This is a genomic window from Ruegeria pomeroyi DSS-3 (genome assembly GCF_000011965.2).
Lineage (GTDB): Bacteria > Pseudomonadota > Alphaproteobacteria > Rhodobacterales > Rhodobacteraceae > Ruegeria_B > Ruegeria_B pomeroyi.
On sequence record NC_003911.12, the window covers coordinates 919,832 to 939,187 of the forward strand.

Consider the following 19,356-nt stretch of genomic DNA (forward strand, 5'->3'; position numbering starts at 1 on the left):
TCAGTAATCGCGCTCGAAGAAGATGCCCAGCGAGGTGTCGCCAGCATTGTCGACCATACCCTTGAGCGTCAGATTGTCGGTCACGTCCAGGTTCAGGTTCACCTCGGTGTCGCCTTCGATATTGACGGTGAAATCGGTGTAGAGATTGTCACTCAGATAGGCCCCGGCACCCAGCCGTCCAACCCCGCCCGCGTCCGTACCGATTTCGACCGTGTCGGCGCCGGTCTTATCCCTTGCCCCTTTGGCGACGTCACCGCCATGGCCCGACAATGTCGCCAGCGAGGCGGCCATCTGCGCGATCACAAAGGGCGAGAGCTGCGAGAACTGGTTGCCGAACAGCAGCATCGCCAGCGCCTCTTCGGAGGGGCGGTCGGGGTCCGCGGTCACCCGGACCTCGGGCTGGTCCAGCGGCCCGATGATCCTGAGCGTGGCCTGCCCTTCCGAGGTGGTGGCGGTCGAGGCGAACTCGACATAGGGGGTAAGATCGCCCTGCAGGGTGACGACGCCCTTGGTCAGTTTCAACCGTCTGCCGAGGATGTTGAAATCGCCCCGGATCAGCCCGATCTGGCCCGAGGGAACCACGGCCGCGCTGGTGCCGCCGATATGGATGCGTCCGCCCATCTCGGCATTCAGGCCGCGCCCGCGCGCATAGACCTTGCCCGGGGCGTTGATCGCGATGTCCAGTGCCATGCTGGTGCGCCCGCCATTGCCATTGCCGCTATCGATCAGCTTGGCGCGCTGCCGGGTGGCACGCACCGCAGCCGGTTCGCGCTGATGTACCATGCCTTCGGGGATCGGGGCCGCGCCAACCGCGCCCGAGGCGGTGTTGAGGTTGATATTGGTCTCGCCCACCTCGATCTGCCCGGCCAGCCTGCTGTTGCCCGTCAGCGGCCCGGACAGGGTGATCTGCCCGCCCAACCGGCTGTCATAGGAAAGGTTGTCGGTCAACACCAGGTCGTTCAGCCGCACCGCGATCTGCCCGTCAAAGGGGGGCAGCAGCGAGACCGGGCCGCTGACGGTAAAGCCGCCGCCGGCGCGGACGCCACCACGGATGTCGATCCGGGCGGCGCTGTCGGCAAGGGTGACGGTGCCGCCGATGCCGGTGATGGTTTGGCCCAGATCGGGGATCGCCAGCGCCGACTCTGCCGTGGTGATGGTGCCGCTGAGCGCGCCCAGCCCCGGTGTGCCGCGCAGCGCCAGATCGAACCGGGCGGTGCCTTCGATCTTGTTGGGGGCCAGCGCCTTGTTGGCTGCGCCCAGGCTCAGCTGGCCCGTTGCCGTCATGTCCGCCGCGCCCTTTGCCTCGTCAAAGGTGCCGGCCACATCCGCCGTGATTCCGGCGGGGCCCCGGGCGTTGCCGGCGACGGTCCAGATGCCGCTTGCGCGGGTGGCGGTTCCGACAGCCTTGAGCGCCCCGGCCAGATCGGGCACGAACCGTTCAAGCCGCGCCAGTTCGGCGTCAAACGCCAGATCGGCGGCGCCATCGGTATCGACGGTGCCGTTCAGCCGGGCAAAGGAACTGTCAGGCCCCAGCAATTCCACCTCGCTGCGCAGGCCGGTTGCGGTGGGCGACAAGGTCCCGCTCAGTTGCAGCGGCCCCGAGACAGAGGGCGTCACCCGCGACAGCTCGTCCAGACGGGCGGCGAAACGCAGGTTGCTGCCGGTACCGCGAAAGGCGCCCGAGGCCTCGGCGCTGAGCGCGCTGCCGTCCAGGTCGAAATGGCGGATATCCATGCCGCCCGCATCGCGGCTGCCGTCGAATTCCAGCCGGGTCTGCCCGGCGATCAGGGCGTCGGCCTGGGCGATGCCGGTGCGCAGGTCGGTGGCATCAAGCGCCAGGCTGAGGTCGAAGCGCTCGCCGTTCAGCGCCGAGCGCCCCTCCAGCCCGGCACGGATCCGTCCGCCAAGTTCCAACCCGGCCAGCGCCGAGAACGGGGCCAGATCGGGCGCTTCGATCCGCGCGGTGCCGTCAAAGACCGCTTCCGTGGTCAACCCGGTCACCTCGCCCTGCACCTGCGCCGTCAGCACCGGCGCGTCGAGAGTGAAGCGGCGCAGGGTCAGGCTGTTGCCCGCCCGGCGGGCATCCAGCCCGATCCGGCTGGCCCCGGCCAACAGCGGGTCGATCTCGGCCATGCCGCTCGACAGGTTCTGGCCGCTCAGGTCGATACTCAGGTCGAATTCCTCGCCCAGCCGGGCGACATTGCCGGTGATGTCAGCCACCGCGCCCCCGCTCAGCGGACGCCCGGCCAGCGCCGAGAACGGGGCCAGATCCGGCGTGTCGATCCGCAGGCTGCCATCCAGCGCCAGCTCGCCGCCCGGTTGGGTGACCCGGGCCTGGGCCGTGATCCGGCCCGCGGCTGCGTCCAGTGTCAGCTTGCGCACCGTCATCCCGGTATCATCGCGCAGCGCGTCCAGATGGAGGCGGCTGTTGCCGGTCAGCAGCGGGTCGGCCTCGGCCATGCCGGTTTTCAGGTCGCGGCCGTCAACATCCAGCACAAAGTCGAAGCTGCCCGACAGGGGCGCGCCGGTGCCGGTCAGTCGTGCCTGGGCGACGCCGCCCAGATCGCGGCCCGCAAGCCCCGAGAAGTGGCTGAGATCGGTGGCGGTCAGGCTGACCGTTCCGTCCATTTCAAAGCCCGAGGTCAGCCCGTCGATCACAGCATCTGCGGTCGCGGTGAAATCCGCGCCGCGCAGGGTGAGGCCGCTCAGCGACAGATCCCGTTCGGGGGGCAGCTCGAACCCGCCCTCCAGCGTCAGCGCGGTGCCCAGCGCGCTGTTCAGCGCCGGGTCGGCAAAGCCCATCCCGCTCAGCGCCGCCTCGATACGGCCCGCCAGGGTGGGGCCACCCGCGCCCGGTGTCAGGGTGCCGCTGGCGTCGATCCGGGCAAGGTCGAGCCGCAGATCGGGCGTGTCAAGCGCCTCGGCGCTCAGGTTCAGAGACCAGCCATCGCCCTGGGCCCGGTCATAGCGGCCTGCCAGTCGTGCCGCGCCCAGCGTGATGCGCTGATCGGGCACGGGCAGGGTGACACGGGTGCCATCGGGCGGGGTGATCCGCCCATCGAGCACCGCGCGTTCCAGCGCGCCGCCCGCCGCCAGCGCCAGCGCGCCGCTGAGGTCGAGCGCGTCGGAACGCAGGTCGAACCGGTCAAGCCTCAGCGCCCCGTCCGCCAGCGACACCCCCTCGATCCCAAGCCGGGTATCGGCGCCGAAGAACGGGTCGAACGCGGCATCAAGCAGCGGCGTGACATCGCCGCCCAGGTCGGCGGCAAAGGCGATGCCGGGGGCGGTGTCATCGCCGGTGCCGCGCAGGCGCACCTGCCCGCTGACCCGCTCGACCGCGTCGCTGCTCAGCCCGATATCTGCGGTGAAATCGTCGACCGGCCCGGCGCCCTTGGCGCTGAGCATCAGTGCGGGGGCGTCGGGGATGGCCAGCGTGGTCGCGATCAGACCGCCAGCCGCCTCGGTCAGGGTCAGGTCCAGGGTGATCTGCCGGGTCTCGTTGGCAAAACCCGCCACCAGATCGACCTTGTCGCCGGGCCGGTCCAGCCGGGTCACGCTCAGCGTGGTGTCAAGCGCCCCGTCGGCCAGGGTCAGGTTACCCCCGATCGACAGTGTCGCCGCCACGCCCAGCAGCGGCGCGCCCAGCGTCAGTGTCTCGACCCCAAGCTCTCCCAGTTCCACGGCGACGGGCAATTCGGGCACCTGGAACGGGGTCGCGGCGGCATCGGGCAGTTCGAGCTCGGCGGGCGCGGGCAGGGGCGCGCGGGCAATGTCGATTTCGGCGGCGGTCAGCGTGTTGACCGAGAACCGCCCGCGCAGCAGCGCCAGCCGGTTCCAATCCAGTTCCGCCGCGCGGATGGTCAGCCAGACCCCGTCAGCGTCGGCGACGGTGATTTCCTCGATGGTGGCGCGCGCGCTGAGCGCGCCCGAGAGACCGCGCACCCGGATATTGCGCCCCTCGCCCGAAAGGGTGTCCTCAAGAAAATCGACCAGCAGACCGCCGCTTTCCTCCAGGCTCTGGGTCTGGGCCACGGCCGAGGACAGGGTGAGCGCGAAGGCCAGCGGATATACAACCGGTTTCATCAGAATGCCTGCCCGATCCCCAGATAGAATTGCAGCCCGCCATCGGTGTTGCCGCTGGTGGGATAGGCCAGGTCCAGCCGCAGCGGCCCCAGCCCGCCCAGATCATAGCGGATGCCCAGCCCGGCGCCCGCATGGCTGTCCGAGCCCGAAGTGATGAAGGACGATGCCCCCACCGTGCCGAAATCGTAAAAGCCCACCAGCGAGATTTTCTCGGTCACCTTGCCCCGGACCTCGGTCGACAGACCCACAAAGGATTTGCCGCCCGCGATATTGCCGCCCACCGGCAGGCCCAGGCTTTCGTACGGCTGGCCGCGCACGGTGCCCGCCCCGCCCGAAAAGAACAGCAGTTCGGGCGAGATCTCGGATTGCGACGGACCAAGAACCGAGCCGATCTGAAGTCGCCCGGCCAGCACGAACCGGCCCTCGGTATTGAAATCCCAATAGGCGCGGCCATCGGCGGTCAGCCGGGCCCCGGATTTGCTGCCTGAAAGCCCGATGAACGGGTCCAGCCCGGCGTTGAGGTAAAAGCCGCGGGTGGCGCTGACCTTGTTGTCGCGCTTGTCCCATTCCACCGTGCTGCGCAGGCCGAAATAGCGGAACTTGCGCCCGCTGCCATAGGCGTCGTCGGCATCGCCATAGTTAAAGCCCACGCCCGCCTCGGCATAGAGCGTGTCCGAGAAGGTGCGCCGCGCACCGATGCCCAGCACCGCGCGGGTGATCTGGTAGTGGGTACGGTTTCGCCGTTCCGCCTCGCCGATGTAAAAGATGCTGTCATCCGGCCCCAGCCGGTCGGGCCGGTCGAGGCGGAAACCGATGCGCCCGTCGATATCCTCGGTACCGCCGATATTGCGCACCGTGGCCTCCAGCCGCAGCCGCTCGGCGGCGCCAAACAGGTTGCGGTGGATCCAGATCGCCGACAGGTCGAGCCCATCGCGCGAGGACAGCTCGGCGCCAAAGGTGATGCGCCGCTTGGGCAGGTCCTCGAAGGTGGCGTTGAAATCCAGCGTTCCATCGGGATTGGGGTTTTCGTGTTCGGTGAGCGACACCAGCGCAAAGGCGCCGGTGCGGCGCAGGCGGGTGCCGACCCGCTGGACCTGATCGGGCGAATAGACCTGTCCGCTGGGAAAGCCCGCGATCCGGGCGATGGCCTCGGGGCGCACATCGCTGTCGCCCTGTACGACCATCTGGCCAAAGCGCAATTTCGGCCCCGGCAGCAGGCGGATCTCGGCGTCAAGCTCGGCGGGCGCATGCCGCACCACGATGCGCTGGTCGCCAATGCGGGCCTTGGCATATCCGGCCTCGCGCCAGCCCAGAATGCCGGTCTGTGCCGCATCGCGGATGGCGCCCGTTGTGGCGGGCTGGCCGGGGGCGAACGCGTCAGACAGGCGCGTTTCGGCGCTCAGCGGTTCCACCCGCGCGGTGCCAAAGCGGAAGGCGGGGCCGGGATCGACCGCAATCTCGATCCGTTCGATCCGGGCAGGGGTGGAAAACGGGTCGATCGCCGCCGCCTCGCGCCCGTCGAGGCGGATATGGACCACCGGGCTGAAATGGCCCGCGTCATAGAGAACCTGAACCAGGGTGCGGTAATCGGAAAGCGCCGAAGACAGCAGTTCCAGCGGGCTGTCCTGGCCACGGGCCGACGCCGAAAGCGCGGCCGAGCTCTGGCGCAGGCGATCCTGCAACTCTTCCGAAGCGCCGGGCGCGGTCAGCACCGCTTCAAGCGCGCTCGCATTCACCGGCACAAGAAGAAGACCCGCGGTGACGAGACCACGCAAACGCGCACCCAGAGGGCCTGTCAGATTCATGCCACGGCTCCAGACTCTTCGGCCTATAGAACTACGGGCCTCCCCCCAAGGATGACTCGCCGGTTACCCCTGTCTAGCACAGGGCGAGAGGGGAGCGGAACGGCATAATCCGGGATGGGCGGAACTGTGGCGGTTCGGGCCGGCTCAACGGGTGGCGGCGCGGTACCAGGCAATGATCGCGGCGCGGTCTTCGGGTTCCATATAGGTGACATTGGCGGGGGGCATGGCATGGCTGACGCCGGATTGCAGATAGATCGCCCGCGCATTGCGGGCGATGTCACCTTCGGTTTCCAGCAGCACGCCCTTGGGCGCCCAGAGAATGCCTTCCCAGACCGGTTCGCGGGCATGGCACATCGAGCAGCGCCCCAGCACCACGTCATGTGCCTGGTCAAAGCCGGGCGCGGCGGCCAGGCGCTGCTCTTGCGCGGTCATCGGCATCGCCTCGGCCTCTTCCAGCGGCTGATGCATCGGCGCGGTGGAAAGCCAGATGATGGCGAGGAACAGCAGCGCCGTCACCAGCCAGGTCCAGGTCGGGTTGCCGGTGCGGGCATGCAGCGAGTTGAAATAGTGCCGGATCGTCACCCCCATCAGGAACACCAGCGCCGCGATGATCCAGTTGTACTGGGTGGCAAAGGCCAGCGGATAGTGGTTCGACAGCATCAGGAACAGGACCGGCAGCGTCAGATAGTTGTTATGGGTCGAGCGCAGCTTGGCGATCTTGCCATATTTGGGATCGGGCGCGCGCCCGGCCATCAGGTCGGCCACCACGATCTTCTGGTTGGGGATGATGATGAAGAAGACATTGGCACTCATGATCGTGGCGGTGAAGGCGCCCAGATGCAGCATCATGGCGCGGCCGGTGAACACCTGGTTCAGCGCCCAGCCCATCACCACCAGCAGAACAAAGAGCAGCAGCATCAACAGCGTCGGGCGCTCGGCCAGGCCGGATTTGCACAGCCGGTCATAGACCAGCCAGCCAATCGACAGCGTCGCCGCAGAGATCAGAATGCCCTGCCACAGCGCCAGCTCCGCCTTGGACTGATCGACCAGATACAACTCGCCCCCGACCCAGTAGACGATCATCAGCAGCGCAAAGCCGCTGAGCCAGGTTGCATAGCTTTCCCATTTGAACCAGGTCAGGTGTTCCGGCATCCGCTCGGGCGCGACCAGGAACTTGCGGATGTGATAAAAGCCGCCGCCATGCACCTGCCATTCCTCGCCATGCGCGCCCGGGGGCAGGTCGGGCGCCTTGCGCAGGCCAAGGTCCAACGCAATGAAATAAAAGGACGATCCGATCCAGGCAATCGCGGTGATCACATGCAGCCAGCGCACACCAAAGGCCAGCCAATCCCAGAACACGGCTAGATCATACATAGGGGGTCTCCGATCCGTTTGCGCCAGACTAGGCAAAGCCTGTTTTTTCCGGTATTCCAGCATATTGCCAAGCTGTATCAAAATTTCCGGAACAATGTCCTATCTTGATAATATCCGAACCTTCGTGCGGGTCTATGAACTGGGCAGCATGTCCGCTGCGGGGCGCGATCTGCGGATCTCGCCGGCGGTGACCTCGGCCCGGATCTCGCAGCTTGAGGACCATCTGAACGTGCGGCTGTTCCAGCGCACCACCCGCAACCTGACGCCCACCGAACAAGGACGTGCCTTTTACCCCGGGGCGGTGGCGGTGCTGGATGCGGTGGACGAGGCCGAGGCGCAGGTGATGCACCTGACCGAAGCGCCGCGCGGTTCGCTCTTCGTGGCGGCGCCGCTGGGGCTGGGGCGGCGGTTGCTGGCGCCCAACGTGCCCGACTTTCTGGCACAATATCCCGAGATCGACATTCGTCTGCGGTTGACCGACCGCACCATCGACCTGACGACCGAGGGGCTGGATCTGGCCTTTTTCCTTGGCCAGCCCGAGGACAGCAACCTGCGCATCCGCAAGATCGCCGATTGCCGCCGGGTACTGTGCGCGGCACCTGACTATGTCAAACGCCGGGGCCTGCCCGCGACCGGGCAGGACCTGATCACGGGGCGGCACGAATGTCTGAACCTGCGCTTTCCCGGCGCGACCGAGTTCCAGTGGCTGTTGCAGACCGCCGAAGGCCCGCGCCGGTTTGCGGTTTCGGGGCGGCATGAATGCGACGATGGTGATGTGCTGACCGATTGGGCGCTGACGGGGCAGGGGATCGCGATGAAGCCGGTCTTTGAGGTGGCCGAACATCTGAAGGCGGGGCGGCTGGTGCCGGTGGCGGTGGACACACCGCCGGTGACGGTGCAGATGGCCTGCCTATATACCCACCGCCGCCACCAGGACCCCAAGACACGGCTGTTCATGGAATTCATGATCGAACGGGTGGGGCGGGCGGTGAAAGCCGCCGAAAGCGCCGCCGCCTGAAACGGGGCCCTCCCGCCCCCGGATCGCTGCCCTGACGGGCAACTCCCGGCGTTGGGCCGGGCGCCGGCCCTGCGTTCCGGCGCGGTCGGTCTACCTGGCTGGGGTGCGTGCAGCGCAACCGCGCCGCGCCAGAGGCGCGGCGCATGGCCCAACGGGAGGAGGGCATCTGTGATGCCCGATCGACGGGCGGGAGTGGCCCGCCCCATGAGCGACCGCGCCTAGCTGCCGCGATAGGTTGAATAGCCGAAGGGCGACAGCAGCAGCGGCACATGATAATGTGCCTCTGGGTCCGAGATGCCGAACCGGATCGGCACCACATCCAGGAACAGCGGCTCCACCCCGTCCTGTCCGGTGGCTCGCAGATAGTCGCCAGCGGCAAATTCCAGTTCGTAGATACCGGGAGAAAAGCTCTCTTGCGGCAGGATGGGCGCATCGGTCCGCCCGTCTGCATTGGTAAGCATCTCGACAATCTTGTGGCGCGCGCTGTTCTCGATCCGGCACAGGGTGATCCGCAGCCCTGCGGCCGGGCAGCCCCGGGCGGTGTCCAGAACATGTGTGGTCAGATATCCGGTCATGGCGGTCTCCTTGCGTGTTTCCCTGCCTCTCACATCCACCCTGCCTGTGGCAGACCCGGAATGCACGAGAGAGTTTCTGCCTCTTTTTGAGAATGGCCGTTTGCCCCTGCGCCCGGCCCCAAGGCACCCGAACCCGGATGCCCGGCGCCGATGATGCCCGCACCTGACCCCTCCCGGTCTTTCCAATTTCCGAAAGCTGCGTCAAATCGCATTTGATAAACGGAACCCGCTTTGTGAGATATGGACAAAGGCGGTACCTTTCTCGAACCAAGCAGGATCCAGACATGACAGCCCCCCGCTATCCGCGCGACATGATCGGCTATGGCGCCACGCCCCCGAATGCCAATTGGCCGGGCAATGCCAGAATCGCGGTGCAGATCGTGCTGAACTACGAAGAGGGCGGCGAGAACAACATCCTGCATGGCGATGCCGCCTCAGAGGCGTTCCTGTCCGAGATCGTCGGCGCCGCGCCATGGCCGGGTCAGCGCCATTGGAACATGGAGACGATCTATGAATATGGTGCCCGCGCCGGGTTTTGGCGTCTGCACCGTCTGATGCGGGACCTGCCCGTCACCGTCTATGGCGTCGCCACCGCGCTGGCCCGCTCGCCCGATCAGGTGGCGGCGATGAAATCGGCCGGTTGGGAGATCGCGAGCCACGGGCTGAAATGGGTCGAACACAAGGACATGCCCGAGGAGGAGGAGCGCGCCCAGATCGCCGAGGCGATCCGCCTGCACACCGAGGTGACCGGCAGCCGTCCGCGCGGCTGGTACACCGGGCGCTGTTCGATGAACACCGTCCGCCTCGCGTCCGAGGCCGGGATTGATTACATCGCCGACACCTATGACGACGATCTGCCCTATTGGAAACGCATCGACGGGCGCGATCAGCTGATCGTGCCCTATACGCTCGACTGCAACGATATGCGCTTTGCCACGCCGCAGGGGTTCAACTCGGGCGATCAGTTCTTCGCCTATCTCAAGGACAGCTTCGACGCGCTCTATGCCGAGGGGGGGGAGGGCGCGCCCAAGATGCTCTCCATCGGCCTGCATTGCCGCCTGATCGGGCGGCCGGGCCGGGTGATGGCGCTGAAACGCTTCCTCGATTATGCGCGCGGGCATGAGGATGTCTGGTTCGCCACCCGCCTGCAAATCGCCGAGCACTGGGTGCGCGAACATCCGCCGGTGGCGCGCACCCGCCCGTCCGAGATGCCCAAGGCCGATTTCGTGGCGGCCTATGGCGGCATTTTCGAACATTCCCCCTGGATCGCCGAGCGCGCTCATGGGCTTGAACTCGGCCCCGCCCATGACACGGCGGGCGGGTTGCACAATGCGCTTTGCCGCATGTTCCGCTCGGCCAGTGCCGAGGAGCGGTTGGGTGTGCTGACCGCCCACCCGGATCTGGCGGGCAAGCTGGCGCAGGCCAAACGGCTGACGGCGGAAAGCACCTCGGAGCAGGCCTCGGCAGGGCTCGATGCGCTGACCGACGAGGAACGCACCACCTTTACCCGGCTCAACACCGAATATGTGGCGCGCTTCGGCTTTCCCTTCATCATCGCGGTGCGCGACCATGACAAGGCGTCGATCCTTGCCGCCTTTCAGCGCCGCATCGGCAATGACCGCGAGACCGAATTCGCCGAGGCTTGCCGTCAGGTCGAACGCATCGCCGAGTTCCGCCTGCGCGACGTGCTGCCCTCATGAGCCGCCGCATCGTGACAGAGCCGATCACCGTCGCCGGGTTCGCGCCCTTTGGCGACCTGCTGTCGGTTTCGGGCGCACCGGACAAGATCATCAACCAAGGGCAATGCGGGCGCTATCATGACCGGGCGCGGCTCGATTTCGCTGATGGGCGCGCGGGCATCAGCCTGTTCGACGCCAATCCGCGCGCGCTGCCCTATACGCTCGACATGGTCGAGCGGCATCCCGATGGCAGTCAGGCCTTCATCCCGATGAGCCATCAGCCCTTTCTGGTCATTGTGGCCCCCGACGAGGATGGGCGCCCCGGCACGCCGCGCGCCTTTGTCACCGAGCCGGGACAGGCGGTGAACTATCATCGCGGCACCTGGCACGGGGTGCTGAGCCCGCTGGCCGCGCCGGGCCTGTTTGCGGTGGTCGACCGTATCGGCCCCGGCGCCAATCTGGAAGAATTCTGGTTCGACGACCCATGGGAGGTGGTCGCCGGATAAAGAAGCCGCCCGGCAGACAAGAGGCGGCAAGACCCCCATGATCCACACAGGGAGGACAGTGACATCATGGCCGACACTTCGATAGGAACGCCGGAGCAACTCCGCGATCCGAATTACACCCCGCCGCTGATCAAGGCGGTTCCGCTGGGCATCCAGCATGTGCTGGCGATGTTCGTCTCGAACGTCACGCCGGCGATCATCGTGGCGGGGGCGGCGGGCTTCGGCTTTGGCTCGAACTCGCCCGATTTTCCCGAACTTCTCTACCTGATCCAGATGTCGATGCTGTTCGCCGGTGTGGCGACGCTGTTGCAGACGGTGACGTTGGGCCCGGTGGGCGCGGGCCTGCCGATCGTGCAGGGCACCAGCTTTGCCTTTCTGCCGATCATGATCCCGCTGGTCGCGGGCAAGGGGGTGGACGCGCTGGCGGCCCTGTTTGGCGGCGCGATCCTGGGCGGTCTGTTCCATTTCTGCCTCGGCTTCTTCATCGGGCGCATCCGCTTTGCGCTGCCGCCGCTGGTCACCGGCCTGGTGGTGACGATGATCGGTCTGGCACTGGTCAAGGTCGGCATCCAATATGCCGCTGGCGGCGTGCCCGCAATCGGCACGCCGGAATATGGCTCGGCTCTCAACTGGTCAGCAGCGCTGGTGGTGATCCTGGTGACGCTGGGGCTGAAATTCTTTGCCCGGGGCATGCTGTCGGTCTCGGCGGTGCTGCTGGGGCTGATCGTTGGTTATGTCTATGCGCTGATGGTTGGCATGGTGACCTTCGAGGCGATCGGCACCAGCTGGAGCCGAGCGGCGGGTTTTGCCCTGCCGGTGCCGTTCAAATACGGGTTCGAATTCTCGCTGGCCGCCGTCATCGGCTTTGCGATGATGGCGGTGGTTTCCGCCATCGAGACGGTGGGCGATGTTTCGGGCATCACCAAGGGCGGCGCGGGACGCGAGGCGAGCGACAATGAAATCGCTGGCGCCACCTATGCCGATGGTCTGGGCACCGCGGTTGCGGGCCTGTTCGGCGGTTTCCCGAATACCTCCTTCAGCCAGAACGTGGGCCTGATCGCGATGACAGGGGTGATGAGCCGTCATGTGGTCACCATCGGCGCGCTGTTCCTGATCCTCTGCGGGCTGGTGCCCAAGGTGGGCGCGATCATCCGTACCGTACCCATCGAGGTGCTGGGCGGCGGTGTCATCGTGATGTTCGGCATGGTGGTCGCCGCCGGTGTCTCGATGCTGTCGGATGTGCACTGGAACCGGCGCAACATGGTGATCTTTGCCATCGCTTTGTCGGTCGGGCTGGGCTTGCAGCTGGAGCCCGGCGCGGTGCAGCACCTGCCCGATACCGCGCGGATCCTGATGACCAGCGGGTTGTTGCCCGCCGCCGTCATCGCCATCGTCCTGAACCTGATCCTGCCACAGGAATTGGGGGAAGAGGCGACCGAGGAGGTCTCAGGCGGCATGGACGGCCACGGGCGTCGGTAAGCCTTTCACCGGGCGGGCCGCTCCCGCCCGGGTCCGCCGCATTAAAGATGCGTTGGCCCCGGTTGGGCCGGGCGCGCGGGGGCAAGCCCCCCGCGCGCGGATCGCGCTGAAGCGCGATGCCTCCGGCGGAGGTATTTTCGAACAGAAGAAAGGTGCCGGGTGCCGTGGCCGGGGTCAGACGGCCATCAGGCGGGCGATATCCAGCATCCGGGCCGAGAACCCCCACTCATTGTCGTACCAGCCGAACACCCGAACTTGCTTGTCCCCCACCATGCGGGTCTCGGGACCGGCGATGACCAGCGATTCCGGGCGCGCGCGCAGGTCCGAGGAGACCAGCGGCTTGTCGGTCCAGCCAAGCACTGGCGAGGCTTCGACCGCGGCGCGCAGGGCGGCATCGAACTGTTCGGGTGTCATCGCGCGGTCGAGCTGCACCACCAGATCGACCGCGGAAACGCTGGCGGTGGGAACCCGGACCGCCGCGCCCGAGATGCGGCCGGCCAGATGCGGCAGCACCTCGTCGATCAGATGGGTGGCGCTGGAGGTGGTGGGCACCATGGACAGCGCCCCGGCCCGCGAGCGGGCGAGATCGCCCCGGGGGGCGTCCACCATCGGCTGGCTGTTGGTATAGCAGTGGATCGTGGTCATATGGGCGCTGGTGATGCCAGCGATATCGTCGATCATCCGCGCCAGCGGCGCCAGCCCGTTGGTGGTGCAGGAGGCGTTGGAGACGATGCGGGCATTGCCCAGCAGTGCCTCGTTCGCACCCAGTACCACGGTGATCTCGGCGGCAGGCGAGGGGCCCGAGATCAGCACCTTGCCAGCGCCGGCACTGAGGCCCCTTGCGGCTACATCCGAGGATCGCGCGATTCCGGTGCAATCAAGCAGCACGTCCACGTCCGAGAGATCGACCCGCGCCAGATCGGCGCTGTGGGTGACCGGGATGGCCAGACCATCGACGATGAGGCTGTCGGCGCCGGTGGCGACATCGCCGCGCCAGGGGCCGAAGGTGCTGTCATATTCGAAGAGATAGGCACAGGTGTCGAGCGGTGCGATGTCGTTGATCAGAACCAGGTCTATATCGGTGGCCCGCGGCGCAGCCAGCAGCTGCCGCAGGATGGTGCGGCCGATGCGGCCGAATCCGTTGATCGCGAGTTTCATGGGCAAGCTATGGCAGGAGCTTTGAGTGATCTCAATGCTTTTGGGGGCCAGGTCGAAAGGATGTCTTTGGGGGAGGTTGCCGGGGCAGGCGCCATTTTCCTGCAAGGAAAATGGACAAGAAAATTGCTAATTTTCTTGTGTGGAAACCAAGGTTTCCACACCGGAATTCTTGCAGAATTCCGGTGGCTCGTAACAGCGCCACTCAACGCCGGGGCAGCGCCATGTGCCGGTTCACATCCTTGTAAAGAAGATAGCGGAACGGCCCCGGCCCGCCCGCATAGCAGGCTTGCGGGCAGAAGGCGCGCAGCCACATGTAATCACCCGCCTCGACCTCGACCCAATCCTGGTTCAGCCGGTAGACCGCCTTGCCCTCGAGCACATAGAGCCCGTGTTCCATCACATGGGTCTCGGCAAAGGGGATCACGCCGCCGGGCAGGAAGTTCACGATGGTGACATGCATGTCGTGGCGCATGTCCTCGGGGTCGACAAAGCGTGTGGTCGACCAGCGCCCCTCGGTGCCCGGCATCTCGTTGGGGGTGACATCCTGTTCGCGGATCACGAAGGGGGTCGGGGGATCGATCCCCTCGACCGCTTCATAGGCTTTGCGGATCCAGTGGAACCGGGCGGCGGGGCCAGCATGGTTACGCAGCCGCCACGGGTGGCCCGCAGGGATATAGGCATAGCCGCCGGGTTCCAGCACATGTTCGGCCCCGTCCAGCGTCAACGTCACCGCCCCTTCCACCACGAACAGCACCGCCTGCGCGCCCGGATCGGTGTCGGGCCGGTCGCTGCCGCCGCCGGGCTGAACCTCCATGATGTAATGCGAGAAGGTCTCGGCAAACCCGCTCAGGGGGCGGGCGAGGATCCAGGCCCGGGTACCCTGCCAGAAGGGCAGCTTGCTGGTGACGATGTCGCGCATCGTGCCCTTGGGGATCACCGCATAGGCCTGGGTGAACATGGCCCGGTCGGTCAGCAGCTGCTCTTGTCCGGGATGGCCGCCTTGGGGCGCGTAATAGCTTGGGTGTGCCATGGGTCCTCGTCTTGTCGTTCCGGTTAATCTGGGGCGTTGGCGGCGACAGTCCAAGTGCGGATGGCCAGATAGGATCCTTCGCCTTTATTTGAAGATTGACCGCCACGGGTCAGCCTGACGCGTTGGCGTCTGGCGCCGGGCCGTGTAATCATCGGACAGATCTACGCGCGTTGAGGAGAGAGCGATGAGACTGGTTGTGGCGTTTCTGCTGGCCGTGGGGCTTTTTGGTGCAAGTGCCGAGGCCAAGCCCCTTTCGCGCATCATCGCCGAACTGGGGCTGGAGCCCGAGGATTTCCAACTGATGGGCGCGGCCTCGCGGCAGTTGATCGTCGATGGCAAGCCCGTGGTGGGGCGAGAAAGCGGATGGGAGAATGCAACGACCGACTCGCAGGGAACCGTGCGGGTCGATGCGGTGCAGGGCGATTGTGCGGTGCTGCATCACGTGATCCGGCCCAAGGGCGCGCAAGACCCGCGTGTGATCGGCACCCGCCTGTGCAAAGGCGCGGATGGCGCCTGGACGCTGACGCCGTAAGGCAGGGCATCGGAGAGCTCTGCTCTGTTCGGGATGATTGGCTGCCGGTCCTATGCCCCGGTTCGCGCGATCTATGGGAAGAAGAGCGTTCTGGCCCCCGATTCACCGATGCTGCGGTTCGTGTGATTGTCGGCTATCTATGTAGGCCCGCGAGATTATCCCGCGGATTGACAATCCCGTGCCGTGACGATCACGGTTGTTGGATGATCCAGATGCAGCAAGACGTTCGTCAGTATGGCGATATGCCCTCTCGCGTGGTCGTGCTTCATGGCGGCCCCGGCGGCGCGGGAGAGGTTGAACCGCTGGCGCGTGAACTGGGAAACAGGGGCCATGCGGTACTGGAGCCTTTTCAGACGTGCCAAACAGTAGGTGGGCAGGTTGATGAACTCAGCTCACACATCGAACGTTTCTGTGCGCCACCTGTGACGGTGATCGGTTGGTCATGGGGCGCGTGGCTTGGATGTTTGCTCGCTGCGCAACGCGGGATGCTGGTCCGCAGGCTCATTCTTGTCGGCAGCGGACCGTTCGAGGAAAGCTATGCCAGTGCGATCAGAACCACAAAGAATTCCCGCCTGACGAAGGACCAGCGCAAAGAGATATCGCAGCTGCGTCCAACAGAAGGAGACCCGGCAGAAGTGGCGCGTTTCATCGCCCTCAGCGACATCGCGGATACCTACGCACGAGATACCTCGCAGCAACCGTTTGTCGCGTTCGACGGGGCGATACACGCAGCAGTTTGGGCCGAAGCGGTAGACATGCGCAGAAATGGCGCTCTTCTGGAAGCGGTTTGTGCCATTCGTTGCCCGGTTGTCGCAATCCATGGCGATTACGATCCAAGGCCGTCAGAGGGGGTGCAGATACCACTGCGAGCGGCGCTCCCATCAGCAGATTTCGTGCAACTCGAACGGTGCGGGCATAAACCGTGGCAAGAAACCTTTGCCAAGGCCGATTTTTATCGTGCGTTAGAGGCTGCAATCGTCTGAACGACAGGAACAGCGGGTCGACGCACAATGGAAATTTGCCCGCACTTGGGATCTTCGGGCAGAATGCGGCGGGTGCACCATTGCGCATACCTGTTCCCATCACGCGGTGCGTCGCGACCTATCGGCGTTGCGAGCGGTGCCCAAACCCGGCCAAGGCCTTGGGTCATTTGCTCTATTGCCGCAACCGGGGACCGGGGCTAGGCTTGCCGGCATCAAGCGTTTTTCACAGGGAAAGACACCGGATGAAATATACCGAAGAGCATGAGTGGCTGCTGGCCGAGGATGACCTTATCGTGGTTGGGATCACCGCCCATGCCGCCGAGCAGTTGGGGGATGTGGTGTTCGTGGAATTGCCCGAACCCGGCACCGAGGTCAGCAAGGATGACGAGATCGTGGTGATCGAATCGGTCAAGGCGGCCTCGGATATCCTGGCGCCGCTGGATGGCGAGATCGTCGAAGTGAACGAAGCGCTGATCGACAATCCCGGCATGGTCAACGAAGACCCGATGGGCGAGGCCTGGTTCTTCAAGATGCGCCCGTCCGACCTGTCGCCGATGGACGACTATATGGACGAGGCGGCCTATACCGATTTCATCAGCTGATTTGTCGCGCGTGCGTGCGGCAGGCGGCCGTTTTCCGCGCCGGAAAACGGCCCGGAAAACCCTGTTTTCCGGCACCCCCTCACGGATGGCGCTATTGGCCCGGCCACATTCGGGCCGGTGACGTTTCGTCACGCGGCTGGACATTCGCGCGCGCACCGCGCCATCCTCTTTCCAGACATTCCCCCGATCATCCGGGGGCAGGGAGGCAAGGCCATGAACATGACGTTCGCGATGCGCGACGAGAACCGCAAGCTTCTGGATCGCGTCGCGGCGATGATCCGGGACGAGATCATGCCGCTGGAGGAGGAATACCATGCCGAGATCGCCAAGGGCGATCGCTGGCAGTATACCGCCCGCCAGACCGAGATCCTCGAATGGCTCAAGGCCAAGGCCAAGGCCGCCGGCCTGTGGAACTTCTGGCTGACCGACAGTGACCGCGGGTTCGGCCTGACCACCGTCGAATACGCCTATTTCGCCGAAGAGATGGGCAAGACCCCGCTGGCGGCCGAGGTGTTCAACTGTTCCGCCCCCGACACCGGCAATATGGAAGTCTTCGAGCGCTATGGCAGCGAGAGGATGAAGCGGGACTGGCTGGCGCCGCTGCTGGATGGCCAGATCCGCTCGGCCTATCTGATGACCGAACCGGATGTGGCCAGTTCGGATGCCACCAATATCTCGATGTCCTGTGTCCGTGATGGCGACGACTATGTGCTGAACGGCGAGAAATACTGGGCCTCGGGTGCCGGTGATCCGCGCTGCAAGGTCTATATCGTGATGGTGAAAACAGGGGGCGAGGACGCACCCAAGCACCAGCGCCATTCGATGATCGTGGTGCCTGCCGGGGCCGAAGGCATCGAGATCCTGCGTCCGATGCTGGTGTTTGGTCACGACGACGCGCCGCATGGCCACATGCATATCCGCTTCACCAATGTGCGGGTTCCGGCCGAGAACATTCTGGTGGGCGAGGGGCGCGGCTTTGAGATCGCGCAAGGCCGGCTTGGACCCGGCCGCATCCACCATTGCATGCGTTCGATCGGTCAGGCCGAGATCGCGCTGGAACGCATGTGCAAGCGCGCGCTCGACAAGGAGGCGTTCGGCAAGAAACTCGCGCATCTGGGTGCCAATTACGACATCATCGCCGAATGCCGGATGGAGATCGAGATGGCGCGCCTGCTGTGCCTCAAGGCCGCCTGGATGATGGATCAGGGCGACGCCCGGGCCGCCGCGCCCTGGATCAGCCAGATCAAGGTGGTGGCGCCGCGCGTCTCGCTCAAGGTGATCGACGAGGCGATGCAGATGCATGGCGGTCAGGGGATCAGCCAGGACACGCCACTGGCCGCCGCCTGGACCGGTCAGCGCACCCTGCGCTTTGCCGATGGTCCCGACGCGGTGCACCGCCGCCAGATCGCCCGGACCGAGCTGAAGAAATACACCCAGGAAAAGGTCTGACTTCCGTGACGGCCCCGGTCTATTTCACAGAAACCGAACCGGGGCTGTTTGTCGGCAACGATCCGGCGCGCGGGCCGTGGTCGCCCGATCACTGCCATGCCGGGCCGGTCACCGGCCTGGTGGCGCGCGCGGCCGAGGCGGTCGCCGGGCCGGAGAAGATGCTGACCCGGCTGACGCTTGACGTGCTGAAACCGGTGCCTCTGGCAGGTATCCGGATCACCACCGAGATCGCCCGCAACAGCCGCACCCTGACCACGACCCGGCTGGCGTTGCATGACACGACGGGCACGCTGTGCCTCACCGGCACTTCGATGCACCTGGTGCGCAAGGAGCTGGGAGAGGTGCCCACCGCAACGGTGCCCGCTCCTGATTTTGCCCGCGCCCGTCCGGGCCCGGCCCTGCTGGTGGGCAAGCTGCATGACCAGCCCGCCTTTGGCCAGTATATCGAGATGGCCTATCCCGAGGGCGAGGATCTGGGGCCGGGGCCGAAAACCGTCTGGATGAAGGCGCCCCACCTTCTGGCGGGCGAGGTGCCTTCGCCGATTCAGGCGATCTGCCCGCTGGCCGATTGCGGCAACGGCATTTCCTGGAACGAGCCTCCGGTTCGGTTTGGCTTCATGAACACCGACCTGACCCTGCAAATTCACCGCGAACCGCAGGGCGACTGGTTCGCGGCCTCGGCGGTCTCGCATTGGCAGCCCAACGGTATCGGCATGTCGCAGGCGATCCTCTATGACACGCTCGGGCCGGTGGGCATGGCGCTTCAGACGCTTGTTCTGCATCCGATGGCGAAATAGCGCCGAGTTACAGAAAGATTCTGCGGCTGCGCTTCTCTTCTCCGTCCGGACCAGGCTCGACGATCAGCAAATCCGCTCCGTTCAGCTTTGCCATCGCAAGCGAGTGATAGACGATCAGGGCGCGGCGCACGACATCGGTCGGGGTTTCCGCTGGTGTTTCATTTTGAATTTCAGAAATCATCTCGCCCAGTTTCCCACTGAGTCGAACAGTCACCCGACCGCTGGATTTTTCTTCCGACATCTTGTCGCCTCCCCATCTGCGCCAGTGCCTGACTTGCGTTCATAC

Annotated in this window: 16 protein-coding genes; 9 read left to right on the forward strand and 7 right to left on the reverse strand. The window is 65.5% G+C overall.

The window, feature by feature from the left end; genetic code table 11:
* From SPO_RS04370 to SPO_RS04380, 3 genes are all read right to left on the reverse strand, one after another.
* Positions 1-4,083 carry a translocation/assembly module TamB domain-containing protein gene (locus tag SPO_RS04370; protein ID WP_011046616.1) on the reverse strand — a complete coding sequence of 1,361 codons (4,083 nt, stop codon included), beginning with the start codon at positions 4,081-4,083 and terminating at the stop codon, positions 1-3.
* Positions 4,083-5,888 carry an autotransporter assembly complex protein TamA gene (locus SPO_RS04375; protein WP_011046617.1) on the reverse strand — a complete coding sequence of 602 codons (1,806 nt, stop codon included), beginning with the start codon at positions 5,886-5,888 and terminating at the stop codon, positions 4,083-4,085. Before SPO_RS04375 ends, SPO_RS04370 begins: the two co-directional genes overlap by 1 nt.
* Positions 5,889-6,032: 144 nt before the next feature.
* Complete coding sequence (locus SPO_RS04380; protein ID WP_011046618.1) at positions 6,033-7,262, reverse strand: urate hydroxylase PuuD; 1,230 nt, start codon at positions 7,260-7,262, stop codon at positions 6,033-6,035.
* Positions 7,263-7,356: 94 nt separating this feature from the next.
* Here SPO_RS04380 and SPO_RS04385 point away from each other — a divergent pair, with 94 nt between their 5' ends.
* On the forward strand, positions 7,357-8,280 hold the full coding sequence (locus SPO_RS04385) for a LysR family transcriptional regulator (protein WP_011046619.1): 924 nt from the start codon (positions 7,357-7,359) through the stop codon (positions 8,278-8,280).
* A 218-nt stretch (positions 8,281-8,498) separates the two neighbouring features.
* On the opposite strand, the gene uraH is transcribed toward SPO_RS04385, so the two are convergent.
* On the reverse strand, positions 8,499-8,855 hold the full coding sequence (uraH, locus tag SPO_RS04390; protein ID WP_011046620.1) for a hydroxyisourate hydrolase: 357 nt from the start codon (positions 8,853-8,855) through the stop codon (positions 8,499-8,501).
* A gap of 284 nt (positions 8,856-9,139) precedes the next feature.
* Here uraH and puuE point away from each other — a divergent pair, with 284 nt between their 5' ends.
* From puuE to SPO_RS04405, 3 genes are all read left to right on the forward strand, one after another.
* Positions 9,140-10,555 carry an allantoinase PuuE gene (gene puuE / locus SPO_RS04395; RefSeq protein WP_011046621.1) on the forward strand — a complete coding sequence of 472 codons (1,416 nt, stop codon included), beginning with the start codon at positions 9,140-9,142 and terminating at the stop codon, positions 10,553-10,555.
* Positions 10,552-11,040: an ureidoglycolate lyase gene (locus tag SPO_RS04400; RefSeq protein WP_011046622.1), complete on the forward strand. Its 489-nt coding sequence runs from the start codon at positions 10,552-10,554 to the stop codon at positions 11,038-11,040. The genes puuE and SPO_RS04400 overlap by 4 nt, the downstream gene beginning before the upstream one ends.
* A 66-nt stretch (positions 11,041-11,106) precedes the next feature.
* The gene (locus SPO_RS04405; protein ID WP_011046623.1) at positions 11,107-12,519 is read left to right on the forward strand and encodes a nucleobase:cation symporter-2 family protein; all 1,413 of its coding nucleotides are present in this window, start codon (positions 11,107-11,109) and stop codon (positions 12,517-12,519) included.
* Between the two features lie 174 nt (positions 12,520-12,693).
* Here the strand turns inward: SPO_RS04405 and SPO_RS04410 are convergent, their stop codons facing one another.
* Positions 12,694-13,677, reverse strand: coding sequence for a type I glyceraldehyde-3-phosphate dehydrogenase (locus SPO_RS04410; protein ID WP_011046624.1), 984 nt, complete (start codon positions 13,675-13,677; stop codon positions 12,694-12,696).
* A gap of 202 nt (positions 13,678-13,879) precedes the next feature.
* Entirely contained in the window at positions 13,880-14,707 is an 828-nt protein-coding gene (locus SPO_RS04415) for a bifunctional allantoicase/(S)-ureidoglycine aminohydrolase (RefSeq protein WP_011046625.1), read from the reverse strand.
* A 184-nt stretch (positions 14,708-14,891) separates the two neighbouring features.
* Between SPO_RS04415 and SPO_RS04420 the strand changes: the two genes are divergently transcribed.
* From SPO_RS04420 to SPO_RS04440, 5 genes are all read left to right on the forward strand, one after another.
* Entirely contained in the window at positions 14,892-15,239 is a 348-nt protein-coding gene (locus SPO_RS04420; protein WP_030003183.1) for a hypothetical protein, read from the forward strand.
* Positions 15,240-15,442: 203 nt separating this feature from the next.
* Positions 15,443-16,222 (forward strand): alpha/beta fold hydrolase, encoded by a 780-nt coding sequence (locus SPO_RS22405; protein WP_084790939.1) that lies wholly within the window; start codon positions 15,443-15,445, stop codon positions 16,220-16,222.
* A 242-nt stretch (positions 16,223-16,464) separates the two neighbouring features.
* Positions 16,465-16,824, forward strand: coding sequence for a glycine cleavage system protein GcvH (gcvH, locus tag SPO_RS04430; RefSeq protein WP_011046627.1), 360 nt, complete (start codon positions 16,465-16,467; stop codon positions 16,822-16,824).
* 213 nt (positions 16,825-17,037) lie between these two features.
* A complete protein-coding gene (locus SPO_RS04435) occupies positions 17,038-18,273 on the forward strand; it encodes an acyl-CoA dehydrogenase family protein (protein WP_011046628.1) in 1,236 nt (411 codons plus the stop codon).
* 5 nt (positions 18,274-18,278) lie between these two features.
* On the forward strand, positions 18,279-19,070 hold the full coding sequence (locus SPO_RS04440; protein WP_011046629.1) for a thioesterase family protein: 792 nt from the start codon (positions 18,279-18,281) through the stop codon (positions 19,068-19,070).
* Between the two features lie 7 nt (positions 19,071-19,077).
* Here SPO_RS04440 and SPO_RS22765 read toward each other — a convergent pair whose 3' ends face one another.
* Positions 19,078-19,311 (reverse strand): hypothetical protein, encoded by a 234-nt coding sequence (locus tag SPO_RS22765; RefSeq protein WP_011046630.1) that lies wholly within the window; start codon positions 19,309-19,311, stop codon positions 19,078-19,080.
* Positions 19,312-19,356: the final 45 nt, after the last annotated feature.

What these genes read in the sequence shown, in the direction of transcription:
- SPO_RS04370 (WP_011046616.1), bottom strand. Translation starts at nt 4,083, where the DNA reads ATGAAACCGGTTGTATATCCGCTGGCCTTCGCGCTCACCCTGTCCTCG.
- SPO_RS04375 (WP_011046617.1), bottom strand. Translation starts at nt 5,888, where the DNA reads ATGAATCTGACAGGCCCTCTGGGTGCGCGTTTGCGTGGTCTCGTCACC.
- SPO_RS04380 (WP_011046618.1), bottom strand. Translation starts at nt 7,262, where the DNA reads ATGTATGATCTAGCCGTGTTCTGGGATTGGCTGGCCTTTGGTGTGCGC.
- SPO_RS04385 (WP_011046619.1), top strand. Translation starts at nt 7,357, where the DNA reads ATGTCCTATCTTGATAATATCCGAACCTTCGTGCGGGTCTATGAACTG.
- uraH (WP_011046620.1), bottom strand. Translation starts at nt 8,855, where the DNA reads ATGACCGGATATCTGACCACACATGTTCTGGACACCGCCCGGGGCTGC.
- puuE (WP_011046621.1), top strand. Translation starts at nt 9,140, where the DNA reads ATGACAGCCCCCCGCTATCCGCGCGACATGATCGGCTATGGCGCCACG.
- SPO_RS04400 (WP_011046622.1), top strand. Translation starts at nt 10,552, where the DNA reads ATGAGCCGCCGCATCGTGACAGAGCCGATCACCGTCGCCGGGTTCGCG.
- SPO_RS04405 (WP_011046623.1), top strand. Translation starts at nt 11,107, where the DNA reads ATGGCCGACACTTCGATAGGAACGCCGGAGCAACTCCGCGATCCGAAT.
- SPO_RS04410 (WP_011046624.1), bottom strand. Translation starts at nt 13,677, where the DNA reads ATGAAACTCGCGATCAACGGATTCGGCCGCATCGGCCGCACCATCCTG.
- SPO_RS04415 (WP_011046625.1), bottom strand. Translation starts at nt 14,707, where the DNA reads ATGGCACACCCAAGCTATTACGCGCCCCAAGGCGGCCATCCCGGACAA.
- SPO_RS04420 (WP_030003183.1), top strand. Translation starts at nt 14,892, where the DNA reads ATGAGACTGGTTGTGGCGTTTCTGCTGGCCGTGGGGCTTTTTGGTGCA.
- SPO_RS22405 (WP_084790939.1), top strand. Translation starts at nt 15,443, where the DNA reads ATGATCCAGATGCAGCAAGACGTTCGTCAGTATGGCGATATGCCCTCT.
- gcvH (WP_011046627.1), top strand. Translation starts at nt 16,465, where the DNA reads ATGAAATATACCGAAGAGCATGAGTGGCTGCTGGCCGAGGATGACCTT.
- SPO_RS04435 (WP_011046628.1), top strand. Translation starts at nt 17,038, where the DNA reads ATGAACATGACGTTCGCGATGCGCGACGAGAACCGCAAGCTTCTGGAT.
- SPO_RS22765 (WP_011046630.1), bottom strand. Translation starts at nt 19,311, where the DNA reads ATGTCGGAAGAAAAATCCAGCGGTCGGGTGACTGTTCGACTCAGTGGG.